The following is a 13,878-nucleotide window of genomic DNA, read 5'->3' on the forward strand; positions in this document are numbered from 1 at the left end:
GATGTCCCACAAATCAGGATGGATATCGCATTTGCAACTGAACTGGGCAATGGTGCCGTCAATGGTGATACGACACATCACGGGAACGGAACCGTTCTTCTTGGGAGCGTTCTTTTTGAGGTAGAACAGAACCTTAAACGTACTACGCATAACTCTGACTTTTTACGGTTTACAAAACTATTCATTGTCAGGTTATTTGTTGCTATGCAAAACATTGTCGTTCAATGGTAAAGAAACAATCCGCAATTTATTTGCCTGTTTCTTTTCATCGACGTACCTTTGCAGGAGGTAATCCCCGAAGTTCAGGTCGGATTTTGCACTGTTCGTTACCGCTTTTCCCAATCCTCATTTGCAAAGGAGGTGGTAATGTTTTGGTAACGCTGCTCTGTCCGAAGTTGGTATAACCCCGTCTTTTCGAGGTTTTGCGTCGAAAGGGTCAAAAAACAGAACTGACTGACTCACAAATCATTCACGCTATTTCGCCTTTTCTTGAACCTTGGGGATAGATTTTTACAAAAAGGAGTGCAGCCCCAAAGAAATGCTGAACTTTTCTGCGCCAAAACGGTTTTTTCACAAATATTATTCGTAATATTGCAGTTATTGTTTAACCCTCTATGTCATGATATGAACAAACAAAAACAACTGTTCCAGATACCGGCCCGATGGCTTCCGCTTGCCATGAAGGCAGGTTTGTGCCTCTCGTTGGCGCTTCTGCCCCACCTCGTCAAGGCTCAGGAACCCAACATCGTGGTCATCGACCCAACCGATTCGCCGGCAGAAATCATCAGGAAGGCGGTTCGGGTGAGACCCTCCGAGCGGCAGTTCCGCTGGCAGCAGCAAGAGCTGACGGCCTTTATCCACTTTGGTATCAACACCTTTACCGACCGCGAATGGGGAGACGGAACCGAGCAACCCTCCGTATTTGCACCCACGGCCTTGGATGCCGACCAGTGGATCAAGGTTCTGAAAGACGCCGGTTTCAAGTGCGCCATCCTCACCTGCAAGCATCACGACGGCTTCTGTCTCTGGCCATCTGCCTACACGGAGCACAGCGTGAAGCGCTCGCCTTGGCAAAACGGGCGGGGCGATGTGGTGCGCGAGGTAAGCGACGCATGCAAGAAACATGGCATTTCATTTGGTGTTTATCTGTCGCCCTGGGATCGCAACTCCCCGCTTTATGGAACGGAGGACTACAATGACTACTTCGTTCATCAGCTCACCGAGCTGCTGACCCGGTACGGCAAGGTGGGCGAGGTGTGGTTCGACGGTGCCTGCGGCGAAGGCCCAAACGGGAAAAGGCAGTCCTACGACTTTGTCAGATGGTACCAAGTAATCCGCCAACTCCAGCCGGAAGCGGTCATCGCAGTGATGGGGCCCGACGTGCGCTGGGTGGGAACAGAGACCGGACGGGGCCGGGAGACGGAGTGGAGCGTTGTTCCCAACGACAACCTCGACCAAAAAGCAATAGCCCAAAACTCGCAGACCGAAATGCTCGCACAACCGGCAGGAGACATGACCGGGCAGGATTTGGGCAGCCGGAAAGTGATAGAGAAAGCCAAGACGCTCGTGTGGTATCCCGCAGAAATAGACGTGTCCATACGCCCGGGATGGTTCCATCACGACCATGAAGACGCCAAAGTCAAGACTCCACAGGAGTTGATGGACATTTATTTCAGCTCCGTCGGGAGAAACGGTGTCCTGCTGCTAAACGTTCCGCCCAATCGGGAAGGCCGCTTCTCAGAGGCAGACGTACGAAGCCTGAAGGACATGAAAACACTGCACGACAGCATATTCGCCCGAAACCTGCTGTCCAAGGCGCATGTCAAATGCCCATCGGGAAAAGGAAACTTAAGGGCCATAACCGACGGAAATTACGACACATCCTATCAGCTGGCCGGCAAACGAGGCGTGGCGACCATCACCTTTACCCTCGGTCAAGAAGAAAAATTCAACGTGCTCGCCCTTCAAGAGGACATTCGCCAAGGGCAACGCGTGGAGAAATTCACGGCCGAAGTGAGGAATCAGGACGGCGAATGGGAAAAAATCGCAGAGGGAACAACCGTGGGCTTCAAACGATTGCTAAGGTTCCCGGCGGCCCAAGGAAAGCAAATACGCGTGAACATTCTACAGGCAAGGGATGTGCCTTGCATCGCAGAAATCGGCCTTTACCATTCGGAAGCCCTGTATTGATGATATAAGATGACAGGCATGCAGCGGGGGCACACCTTGGGTGTGCCCCCGCTGCATGCTTGGTTTTCGGGACATACAGGGCGTATGTCCCTATGAATCGGCAACAAACCAAGGGGTTGACCAGCCCTCGTTGGGGAGTTACTCGCTCACCCAGTCCGTGCCACGCTTGGCGTGGAAGTTGGGAACGGGGGTGCCTGCACGGAAGTAAGCCACGAGGTTGATGTCGAACGTCAGCACCGAGTAGGCAGGGATGGCCGCATTGCCCTTGGTTCCTGCACCCAAGGGCCACGCCATGTAGACCTCCCACTCGTCGCCGATGTGCATGCGCTGCAAGGCGGTGGCGAAGCCGTCGTAGAGGCCGGCCACGGCAAACTGGGCCGGTGCGGCCGTCGCCGTGGACGTGGCCTTGTTCCACGAAGAGTCAAACTCGCGGCCGTTGGGATAGGATGCGGAGGGCAGCAGACGGCCCTTGTAGTGCACCCGCACGGAGTCGGTGTAGAGCGGACTGCCCGAACCCGTACCCTCCTTGAGCACGTGCACTATAATAGAATAGGTGTTGTCCGTGCGCAGGGTGTCGGGGATGCTCCAGCTCTTGTATATCTTCCACGTGGTGTCGCCGGCGGCAATACGCTGCTGGGCCTGGGTGTAGAGGTTATTCCAATAAGCGGTGTTGGTGTTCCGCCAGTCGGGGTACTCCTCGGTCTCGTCGGTGGCTTCCGAGCACGAGGCCAGCCCCAGCGCCAAAGCCATGAGGGCCAGGGGCAGCAAGGCCAAGGCACGGCGCAGGGCGCGGCGGGCATTGGCCGCCGCGCCTTGCAGGATGATATTGTCGTGATGCTTCATACGGTGTTTACTTGTCGAGTCCGGCAATCTGCTGCCCGAGCTTCTTCAGCACGGAGATAATGCTCACCCGGTCTTCGATGATGGCACGCAGCTGGTCAATGTCCACACGCTCCTGCAGCATGGTGTCGCGGTGGCGCAGCGTCACCTTGTGGTCGTTGGGGGTGTCGTGGTCCACGGTGACACAGTAGGGAGTGCCCACGGCATCCTGACGGCGGTAGCGTTTGCCGATGGAGTCCTTGGGGTCGCCGTAGTGGGTGTTGAAGTGGAATTTCAGCTCGTCCACTATCTGATGAGCAATCTCAGGCAGCCCGTCTTTCTTGTCGAGCGGGAACACAGCGCACTTCACCGGGGCCAGCGCCTCGGGCAGTTTCAGCACCACACGGCTCTCGCCGTTCTCCATTTGCTCCTCCGTGTAGGCGTGGCACATCACGCTGAGGAACATGCGATCCACGCCGATGGAGGTCTCCACGTCGTACGGCGTGTAGCTCTCGTTGGTGTCGGGGTCGAAGTATTTGATGCTGCGGCCCGAGTATTTCTCGTGCTGCGACAGGTCGAAGTCGGTACGGCTGTGGATGCCCTCCACTTCCTTGAAGCCGAACGGCATCTTGAATTCAATGTCGGTGGCGGCGTTGGCATAGTGGGCCAGCTTCTCGTGGTCGTGGTAGCGGTAGTTGTCGTTGCCCATACCCAGAGCCTCGTGCCAGGCCAGGCGCACCCGTTTCCAGTATTCAAACCACTTCATCTCGGTGCCGGGCTGGCAGAAGAACTGCATCTCCATCTGCTCGAACTCGCGCATGCGGAACACAAACTGGCGGGCCACAATCTCGTTGCGGAACGCTTTGCCTATCTGGGCGATACCGAAAGGCAGCTTCATGCGGCCCGTCTTCTGCACGTTCAGATAGTTTACAAAGATGCCCTGTGCCGTCTCGGGGCGCAGGTAAATCTTGTTGGCGGCATCCGACACGGAGCCCATTTCGGTGGAGAACATCAGGTTGAACTGGCGCACGTCGGTCCAGTTTTTGGTGCCCGAAATGGGGTCTGCGATGCCCTCGTCAAGGATGATTTGCTTCAGTGCTTCGAGGTCGGGGCCCTGCATGGCCTCGGTATAGCGGGCATGAAGCGCGTCGCGCTTCTGCAGGTTTTCCAGCACGCGGGGGTTGGTCTGGCGGAACTTGGCCTCGTCGAACACGTCGCCAAATTTCTTCTGCGCCTTTTTAACCTCCTTGTCTATCTTCTCCTCGTACTTGGCAATCTGGTCTTCTATCAGGTTGTCGGCACGGTAGCGCTTCTTGGAGTCGCGGTTGTCGATGAGGGGATCATTGAAAGCATCGACATGCCCGCTGGCTTTCCACGTGGTGGGGTGCATGAAGATACTGGCATCGATGCCCACGATATTCTCGTGCAGCAACACCATAGACTGCCACCAATATTGCTTGATATTATTCTTGAGCTCCACGCCATTCTGACCGTAGTCGTACACGGCGGCGAGCCCGTCATAGATTTCCGAACTGGGGAAAACGAAGCCATACTCCTTGCAATGGCTTACAATCTTCTTGAAAACATCTTCCTGTGCCATGTTTATTACTTGCTTGTTTTGATATAATTTGGTGCAAAGGTAAGGCTTTTTCAGCGATTACGGCCGGGACGAAGCGTTAAAATAGGGTAAAATAGAAACTTCCCGCCGACAGACAAAAAAGGCATTGCCCGATGCAAGAAATATGCAGAAAGTGCATTAAAAAAGAGAAAAACGAGTAGGGGAAAAACGTTCCTTTGCCGTTATATTTCAAAAAACAAGACTGCAAACAGAAAAAAGAACGTTAGCAAGCAACCATGCAACAGACAACCGAAAACACCGCAACATCGACAGACGGACCGTTGGCCGCGCCCATGCTGGCCCGGCTGCGCCAAACCATGCAGCAGCATGCCGACCGCCCCGCACTGTGCATCGACGACCAATATTACACTTACCGCCAGCTGGCCCACGCCGTGGGCACCCTGCGCCACGCCCTGCATCCCCTGCCCGACCGCCACGTGGGTCTCGTGGCCAACGACGACCTGCACACCTATGCCGCCATCCTGGCCCTGTGGATGGAGGGCAAAAGCTATGTGCCCCTGCACCCGTTGCAGCCCCTGGCCCGCAGCCTTGACATCATCGGGCAGGTGGACATACAGACCGTGATAGACACCTCGGACAATACGCGCTACACCGAGCAACGCGTTATCCGCCCTGACCGTCTGGAGCCACAGCCGACAGGCTGGGCCGCAGACGGCCCCACGACCGACGACCAGACGGCCTACATCCTCTTCACCTCGGGCAGTACGGGGCGGCCCAAGGGCGTGACCATCACCCTGGGCAACGTGGCAGCCTTTGCCGACTCGCTCTTTGCACTGGGCATCGAGCTGGGGCCCGACGACCGTTGCCTGCAAATGTTCGACCTGACGTTCGACATGTCGGTGGGCAGCTACCTGGCCCCATTGCTCTGCGGAGCCTGTGTCTACACCGTGCATCCTGGCCGCATCAAGTGGCAGGAGGTGTACCGGCTGATGGAGCAATACGCCATCACCGAGGCCCAGCTGGTGCCTTCGGTCATTCATTACATGCGCCCCTACTTCGATGAGATAGAGGCTCTGTCCATGCGCTACGTGCTCTTCGCGGGCGAGGGACTGCCCGCCGACGACGTGGCGGCGTGGCAACACTGTGTGCCCCGGGCCGAAGTGTGGAACGTGTATGGCCCCACGGAGAACACCGTCTACAGCACAGGCTACCTCATCCCCCGCAACAACATGGCCGCCTACAACGGCATCGTGGGCATAGGGCGCGCCATGCGCCACGTGCAACTGCGCGTGGCTGACGGGCAAGGCCGCCCCCTGCCCGCCGGACAGCCGGGCGAACTGTGCCTGGCCGGCCGTCAGCTCACCCCCGGCTACTGGGCCAACACCGAGAAAAACCGAGAGGCTTTCTTCGAGGCCGACGGCCAGCGTTGGTACCGCACGGGCGACATCTGCGAGCTGCAGGCCGACGGCACCCTGCTCTATCAGGGCCGGCGCGACTCCCAGGTGCAGATACAGGGCTACCGCGTGGAGCTGAGCGAGATAGAGCATGTGGCCCGCACGTTCTACCATAAGGAGACGGGCGTGGCTGTAGTGCCGATGAACAACGGCAGCGGCGACATAGCCCTCTGCCTGGCTGTAGAGGGCACAGACGGGCAGACCGACAGGCCCTTGATGGCCCATCTGCGGCAATATCTGCCCCAGTACATGCTGCCCACGCAGATACTCCACCTGCCGCAATTCCCACAAAATACCAGCAACAAGATAGACCGCAAGGAGATTCAGCGGTTGGCCATTGACCATTATCATCACAACATCCCATCATGGAAAGAGAAGAAGTATTGACTCAACTCAACGAGATTTTTGCAGAAGTATTCAAACGTCCCGGCATGCAGCTGGACTATGCACAGTCGGCCGATGACATAGACGAGTGGGACTCGCTCACCAATATGACGCTCATCAGCGAAGTGGAGCACCGGTGGGGCTTCAAGTTCAAGCTGCACGACATCATCAAGATGCGCAACGTGGGCGACATGGTAGACTGTATCGTGAAGCGCGCCAAATAGTCCTCAGACACCTTTTTTATGGAATTTCTCACCTTTGCGTTCGTGGCGCTCTTCGGCATCACGTTTCTGCTCTATTATGCCCGCCCGTCGCGGGCTTGGCAGCACGGCGTGCTGCTGGCTGCAAGCAGCATCTTCATTGCCTATTACCACTGGCAGTATCTGGCGGTGGCAGCGGGCGTAACCCTGTTCACTTTCTACATGGGCCGTTGGCTCCACCGCAGTCTCGACACGCGGCAGGCACCCGTCCTCTTTTGGAGTAGTGTGGCGGGATTGGTCGGTTTCTGGCTGCTGGCCCGCTACTGGTCGGGCATGTTCCCGCTGGGCATCTCGTTCTACACCTTCCAAGCCCTGGCCTATCTCATTGAGATTTACTGGGAGGAGGAGCCCGAGGACAGCCTGCCCGACTTTACTCTTTACATGCTGCTCTTTGTAAAGTTTCTCTCAGGCCCCATCGAACGGGCCGACAACCTGCTGCCACAGCTGAAGACCGGCCGCCGGTTCGACTATGTGGAAGTGACACGCGGACTGAAACTCCTGGGCTGGGGCTGCTTCCTCAAACTCGTCATTGCCGACCGCATCGGGCCGTCGCTCGACGGTATTCTCGACCAGGTGCGGCAGGCCTCGGGCATGCAGATTCTGGTGGCCACCCTGCTCTACCCCATCCAACTCTACGCCGATTTTGCCGGCTACACCTGCATGGCTCTCGGACTGGGACGCATGCTGGGCTTCAACCTGCAACCCAACTTCGACCGGCCGTTCCTCTCGCAGTCCACGGGCGAACTGTGGCGGAGATGGCACATGTCGCTCTCGTTCTGGGTGCGCGACTACGTGTTTACCCCACTCAACGCCTCGCTGCGCGGCATGGGACGCACGGGACTCTGCCTGTCGCTGCTCGTCACGTTTGTGACCATCGGTGTGTGGCACGGTGCCGGATGGACGTTTGCCGCATACGGACTGTTCCAAGGCCTCATCATCATCTACGAAACACTTTTCAAGACCCAGCGGCAACGGGCCGAGCAGTGCGTGGGGCACCGGCTGTGGGCCGTGGTGATGCGGTTGCGCACCTATCTGCTCTTCGCCCTGTCGCTGCTCTTCTTCCGACTGCCCACCATCGGCGACGTGGGCTATGCCTACGCCCATCTGGCCGACGGGTTCAACACTGACGTCAAGGAGTTGCGCTTGGGGCTGCCCGACCATCTGTGGATTGTCTTTGGCATCGCCGTGGTGCTCATGTTTATCATCGAAGCCCTGAACAGCCGCCGTGACCTCATACAGTGGAGCGAGCAACAAAGTGCACCCCTGCGCTGGACGCTTTATGTGGTGGCCGTGTTCATCATCTTCCTCTACGGCTCGTTCGGAGTCGAGAACTTCATCTATGTGCAATTCTAAACAGACATCACCGTCCCATCCCAAGCCGAGCATGAAAAAACATCCTCTTGCCATCCTCTGCCTCAAGGCCTTGGCCCTGAGCCTGCCTTTCCTGCTGCTGGTGGCCTATTATATCCAGCGCGATCCGTTCATGGTGATTCGCCATTATGCGGACTACGACCATAGTCCCATCTGCCAGAATGAGGGCTATGTGTCGTGGCAGAAATACAAACGCTACCGCGACACGCAACGCTATGATGCCTTTATCATGGGCAACTCGTGCACCATGGCCTTTGCCTGCGCCGACTGGAACCGGCACATTCACGGCCGCCCTTTCCGCCTGTTCTGCAACAACCTGGGGCTGGCCGACCTGCTGGAACAGCTCCAGGCCCTCGACCGGCAACCCCGGCAGCCGTTGCGCCACCTGCTCGTGGTGCTCGACCGACAGTCGTTTGTGAACTATCATCCCAGCACGGGAGCCATGCACATCATGCCGCCCGAGGTGAGCCACAAGCGGTGGCTTAAGGTGCAGACCGTCTTCCTACAGGCCTTTCTCGACCCCAAGGTACTGCTGCCCTATCTGCAATATGAGCTGACGGGCCAGCTACGCTCCTCGATGAGGGGCATCGTCAACGCCCATGTACCCGTGCGAACCACCTATACCAACGATGCCATCCTGGCGCAGGAAGACTCTATCCGCAAACAAGGCGAGGCTTATTGGAGCGGAGACTCATGGAAACACGCCCGAGAGACACGCCCATCGACAAGCCCCCGGCTGCTCTTTGCACCCCATGTGAGGCTGCTGCGCGAGATTCGCACCATCTGCCGACGAAACAACACCGACCTGCGCCTCGTCATCGGGCCCAACACCGACCGCATAGCCATGAATCCGCACGACGTGGCCACCCTGCGAGCCGTGCTCGGCCATGGCCGTGTCTACGACTACAGCAACGAAGACCGACTGAACGACTGCCACAACTTCTACGACGCATGCCACTACCGCCGACCGGTGGGCCGGCAAATCATGGATGCCATCTACCGGCAGCCTACAAGGCCAAGCCCAAGCCAACACCAAGGCGCGGGCCTCACTAAAAAATGACCACAAAAGGGCGGGAAGCCTCGGTTTTTGTCGATTTTTTGCTATCTTTGCAAGGAAATCCCAATGACAACCCATTCTTATGGACGACGATAGAACGAAAGACAAAGACCAAGACATGCCGGAAGACACCAGCAGCCACGCCGAAGAAACCAGCACAGACAGAGACGACGAGCTCACCGTGGACCTGCATTCCGACTACAAACCGGCCGGGCGTTTCGACGCCTCGGCCGTGCACCATCTCTCGGGCATGTACAAGAACTGGTTTCTGGACTATGCCAGCTACGTGATTCTGGAGCGGGCCGTGCCCAACATCGAAGACGGGCTGAAGCCTGTGCAGCGGCGCATCCTGCACTCCATGAAACGCATGGACGATGGCCGGTACAACAAAGTGGCTAACATTGTGGGGCATACCATGCAGTTCCACCCCCACGGTGACGCCTCCATCGGCGATGCCTTGGTGCAGTTGGGACAGAAAGACCTGCTCGTCGACACGCAGGGCAACTGGGGCAATATCCTGACAGGCGACCGTGCCGCCGCCCCCAGATATATCGAAGCCCGGCTCTCGAAATTCGCCCTGGAAACCGTCTTCAATCCCAAAACCACAGAGTGGCAACTGAGCTACGATGGACGCAACAAGGAGCCCATCAGTCTGCCCGTCAAGTTCCCCCTGCTGCTGGCACAAGGCGCAGAGGGCATCGCTGTGGGCCTGTCGAGCAAGGTGCTGCCCCACAACTTCAACGAGCTGTGCGATGCCGCCGTGAGCTATCTGCGTGGTGAGGACTTCCAACTCTACCCCGACTTTCCAACAGGCGGCGCCATCGACGTGTCCAAATACAATGACGGACAGCGTGGCGGCATGGTACGCGTGCGGGCCAAGATAGAGAAACTGGACACCAAGACTCTCGTCATCCGCGAGGTGCCCTATTCCAAGACAGCCGCCTCGCTGCAGGACTCCATCACCAAAGCCATCGAAAAAGGAAAAATCAAGGCCCGACGCGTCATTGACATGACGGCACGTCAAGTGGAGATACAGGTGCAATTGGCCCCGGGAGTCTCGTCGGACAAGACCATTGATGCCCTCTATGCCTTTACCGACTGTGAAATCAACATTTCGCCCAACTGCTGCGTCATCGATGAAAACCGTCCGGAATTTCTCACCGTAGGCGAGGTGTTGCGCCACAATGTGGACCGCACCATGGGACTGCTGCGCCAAGAACTCCTCATCCGAAAGGGCGAGTTGGAAGAGCAGTTCTTCTTTGCCTCGCTGGAGCGCATCTTTATTGAGGAGCGCATGTACAAGGAAAAGCGTTTTGAACAGGCTCCCAACCAAGAAGCGGTCATCGGATTTCTCCACGAGAAATTCTCCCCTTTCAAGGAAAAGCTCATCCGCGAGATTCGGCAGGAAGACTACCTGAGGCTGCTCGAAATCAAGATGCAGCGCATCCTGAAATACAACAAGGAGAAAGCCGAACAGCTTCTGGCCAGAATCAAGGCGGAGATTAAGGGCATCAACCACGACCTGGCCCACATGACAGATGTGACCATTGCCTGGTACGAACACCTGAAAGAGACCTACGGCAAGGACTATCCCCGACTCACCGAAATACGCAGTTTCGACACCATTGAGGCGGCCACGGTGGTGGAAGCCAACGAGAAGCTCTACATCAACCGGCAGGACGGCTTCATCGGCACCGGGCTGAAAAAAGACGAACTGGTGTGCAGCTGCTCCGATCTGGACGACATCATCATCTTCTATCGAGACGGAAAGTACAAGATTATCAAGGTGGCCGACAAGATATTTGTGGGCAAGAACATTATATGGCTGCAGGTGTTCAAGAAGAACGACAGCCGCACGATATACAATGTGGTGTACCGCGACGGCAAGCGAGGCAGCTGTTTCATCAAGCGGTTCAACGTGACGAGCATGACGCGCGACCGAGAATACGACCTCACGCAGGGTACGCCCGGGTCGAGGGTGATGTATTTCACGGCCAACCCGAACGGCGAGGCGGAGGTCGTCAAGGTGACGCTCGACCCCGAACCGAAAAAGAAAAAACAAAACATCTTCCTGGAGAAAGACTTCTCCGAGATAGCCATCAAGGGACGCACAGCCAAAGGCAACCTGCTCACCAAGAAGAGCGTACACCGCGTGACACTGAAAAGCCACGGCCGCTCCACGCTGGGCGGGCGAAAGGTGTGGTTCGACCCCGATGTGAACCGAATCAACTACGAGGAGCACGGACGGCTGCTCGGAGAGTTCAACGACGGCGAAAGCATCCTCGTGGTGCTCAACGGGGGCGACTTCTATATCACGGATTTCGATGTGAACAACCACTTTGAGAAAGGCATCAGGATTATTGAAAAGTGGAATCCCGAGAAAGTGTGGACGGCAGTGCTCTTCGATGCCGACAACGAGGGCTATCCCTACGTGAAGCGTTTTCTCATGGACGCCACAAAGCGGCGGCAGAACTACATCGGCGAAAATCCCAACAGCCAGCTCGTACTGCTCACCGACACCGTCTATCCACGCATACAAGTGACCTTCGGTGGCAACGATGCCGTGCGTCCTCCGATGGAGATAGATGTGGAGAGTTTCATTGCCGTGAAGGGATTCAAGGCCAAGGGAAAACGCATAGCCACTTGGCAGATAGACAAAATAGAGGAGCTGGAGCCACTGCGGATGCCCGATCCTGTCACCATGGAAGACGACGACGAGGACGAGACCGACACACATGCCGAAGAAACTGACCCTGATGCCGGCAAAAGTCAGCAGCAGATTATCGACGAGATGACAGGGCAACTCAGCCTCTTCCCGGATACCGACAACCTGGGCTGACATCCCGCCCCCTAAGACAAGACGAGCAATGAAAAAAGTGACGACCATGACCAGACCGCTGAAAATGCTTTTTCTGGGTGGGGTGCTGGCGACAAGCCAGACCGCCCTTGGGCAGACCGACTCTACAGGCCGACGGCTGCCGGCCGTCACCACACACCTGAACGTACTCGGCATGGGACACACCGATTTGCTCGACACCTATCTCTCACAGGAAAGGTTCACAGGGACGGAATTGGGCTATCTGTCGCAATCGGTGAGGCGGCGGCTTGACAGTAGAATCTCCAGTACATTCGTTCACCACATCATGCTGTCATCGGCCGGCACACGGGGCAACAGCAACTCTCTACTGACGGCAATGTACCATTTCATGCTGGGTTGGCACTACAACTGGAACTGGCCAGTGCCCCGCATCAGCGTGGCTCTTGGCGGAATGGTGGACGGCACACTCGGCGGCACCTACAATACACGCAATTCCAACAATCCGGCTCAAGCCCGAGCCGCCCTGAGTCTGGATCCGGCTGTGAGGATGGCATGGCAGTTTTCCATTGGCCATTGTCCGCTGGCCCTGCACTACGAGGCGGCCCTGCCGCTCATCGGTGCCGCGTTCTCGCCCAACTACGGACAGTCGTACTACGAAATCTTCTCGCGCGGCAACTACGACCACAACATTGTGATGACCTCGCCATTCAGCGGTCCACAGCTCCATCAGATGCTGCTGCTCGACTTTCGTCTCTGGCGCGTCACTTTCACCATCGGCTATGGGGCTGACCTAAGACAAATGCGAGCCAACCAACTGAAATACCATCAATATACCCATGCGCTGCTCCTTGGGTGGCGGTACTAATCTTTTGTCTCTCATCCCACAAACCATCTCATAGCCAGAAGACCCATACATCCAAAATATCACCCATGCTCCGTCATCTTGCACCTTTGCTCCTGCTGCCCCTGCTGCTCGTCTCCTGTGTCACGGAGATTGAGTTTGCCAACGACCCACAAGGCAACTTCGAGGCCTTGTGGAAAATCATGGACGAGCACTACTGCTTTTTCACAGAAAAAGGCGTAGACTGGGACGATGTGCACAGCCGCTACCAAGCCCAGCCCAATGCTGGAATGACCGACAGCCAACTATTTGAAGTGCTCAGTAACATGCTGGCTGAGCTAAAAGACGGACACGTGAATCTCTATACCTCGTTCGACACCGGCCGCTACTGGAGCTTCCATGAGAATTATCCAAGCAACTACAGCGACACCCTTGTCAACCGTTATCTTGGCACCGACTATCGATTGACCAACGGACTGCGCTACCGCATACTCGACGACAACACGGGCTATATCCGCTGCACCACTTTCGAGCGGGCTCTGGGAGGCGGCAACCTCGACAACATTCTGCTTTTTCTGGCTCCTTGTCGTGGCCTCATCATCGACTTGAGACAAAACGGCGGAGGAATGCTCACGGCAGCTGAAGAACTGGCGGCTCGATTCACCAATGAGAAACGTCTCGTGGGTTACATGCGTCACAAAACAGGACGCGGACACACCGACTTTTCGGCCATGGAGGAGCAGTGGCTGAAGCCCAGCAGAGGAATGCGCTGGCAGAAGCCGGTGGTGGTGCTCACCAACCGCTCTGTGTTCTCTGCCGCCAACGAGTTTGTGAAATATATGAAATGTTGCCCGAAAGCCATCATCTTGGGCGACCAGACCGGCGGCGGGGCGGGACTGCCTTTCTCCAGCGAACTGCCCAATGGCTGGAGCGTGCGCTTCTCGGCCTGTCCCATGTATGACCGCGAAGGCCGCAGCACTGAAGACGGCATCGCACCCGACGAAGCCGTGACACAGACCATGTTCGACTTTCTCAGAGGGCGCGACACGCTTATTGAACAGGCACGCCGACTTATTTCCAATCACTAAAGAAACTCTCACTCTAT

General features: G+C 56.8%; 11 protein-coding genes. 8 read left to right on the top strand and 3 right to left on the bottom strand.

Annotated features, from left to right (window positions below; genetic code table 11):
- The coding region (locus L888_RS14050; protein ID WP_245594842.1) for an Arm DNA-binding domain-containing protein at positions 1-150 on the bottom strand (150 nt) is incomplete at its 3' end.
- A gap of 474 nt (positions 151-624) precedes the next feature.
- Here L888_RS14050 and L888_RS0106770 point away from each other — a divergent pair.
- Positions 625-2,190 carry an alpha-L-fucosidase gene (locus L888_RS0106770; RefSeq protein ID WP_027952341.1) on the top strand — a complete coding sequence of 522 codons (1,566 nt, stop codon included), beginning with the start codon at positions 625-627 and terminating at the stop codon, positions 2,188-2,190.
- Between the two features lie 138 nt (positions 2,191-2,328).
- Here L888_RS0106770 and L888_RS0106775 read toward each other — a convergent pair whose 3' ends face one another.
- The gene (locus L888_RS0106775; protein WP_027952342.1) at positions 2,329-3,033 is read right to left on the bottom strand and encodes an FKBP-type peptidyl-prolyl cis-trans isomerase; all 705 of its coding nucleotides are present in this window, start codon (positions 3,031-3,033) and stop codon (positions 2,329-2,331) included.
- A 7-nt stretch (positions 3,034-3,040) separates the two neighbouring features.
- On the bottom strand, positions 3,041-4,609 hold the full coding sequence (locus tag L888_RS0106780; RefSeq protein WP_027952343.1) for a glycine--tRNA ligase: 1,569 nt from the start codon (positions 4,607-4,609) through the stop codon (positions 3,041-3,043).
- 254 nt (positions 4,610-4,863) lie between these two features.
- Here L888_RS0106780 and L888_RS0106785 point away from each other — a divergent pair, with 254 nt between their 5' ends.
- The 7 genes from L888_RS0106785 (at position 4,864) to L888_RS0106815 (ending at position 13,861) form a co-directional block, all read left to right on the top strand.
- Positions 4,864-6,429, top strand: coding sequence for an AMP-binding protein (locus L888_RS0106785; RefSeq protein WP_027952344.1), 1,566 nt, complete (start codon positions 4,864-4,866; stop codon positions 6,427-6,429).
- Positions 6,408-6,650: an acyl carrier protein gene (locus tag L888_RS0106790; protein ID WP_005844721.1), complete on the top strand. Its 243-nt coding sequence runs from the start codon at positions 6,408-6,410 to the stop codon at positions 6,648-6,650. The genes L888_RS0106785 and L888_RS0106790 overlap by 22 nt, the downstream gene beginning before the upstream one ends.
- Before the next feature lie 18 nt (positions 6,651-6,668).
- Positions 6,669-8,039, top strand: coding sequence for an MBOAT family O-acyltransferase (locus tag L888_RS0106795; protein WP_027952345.1), 1,371 nt, complete (start codon positions 6,669-6,671; stop codon positions 8,037-8,039).
- Between the two features lie 31 nt (positions 8,040-8,070).
- The gene (locus L888_RS0106800; protein WP_027952346.1) at positions 8,071-9,117 is read left to right on the top strand and encodes a hypothetical protein; all 1,047 of its coding nucleotides are present in this window, start codon (positions 8,071-8,073) and stop codon (positions 9,115-9,117) included.
- A gap of 79 nt (positions 9,118-9,196) precedes the next feature.
- Positions 9,197-11,953, top strand: coding sequence for a DNA gyrase/topoisomerase IV subunit A (locus L888_RS0106805; RefSeq protein ID WP_027952347.1), 2,757 nt, complete (start codon positions 9,197-9,199; stop codon positions 11,951-11,953).
- Between the two features lie 28 nt (positions 11,954-11,981).
- A complete protein-coding gene (locus tag L888_RS0106810) occupies positions 11,982-12,797 on the top strand; it encodes a DUF3316 domain-containing protein (protein WP_027952348.1) in 816 nt (271 codons plus the stop codon).
- 65 nt (positions 12,798-12,862) lie between these two features.
- Entirely contained in the window at positions 12,863-13,861 is a 999-nt protein-coding gene (locus L888_RS0106815) for a S41 family peptidase (RefSeq protein ID WP_027952349.1), read from the top strand.
- Positions 13,862-13,878: the final 17 nt, after the last annotated feature.

The sequence above is a fragment of the Hallella seregens ATCC 51272 genome (assembly GCF_000518545.1).
GTDB classification, from domain to species: domain Bacteria; phylum Bacteroidota; class Bacteroidia; order Bacteroidales; family Bacteroidaceae; genus Prevotella; species Prevotella seregens.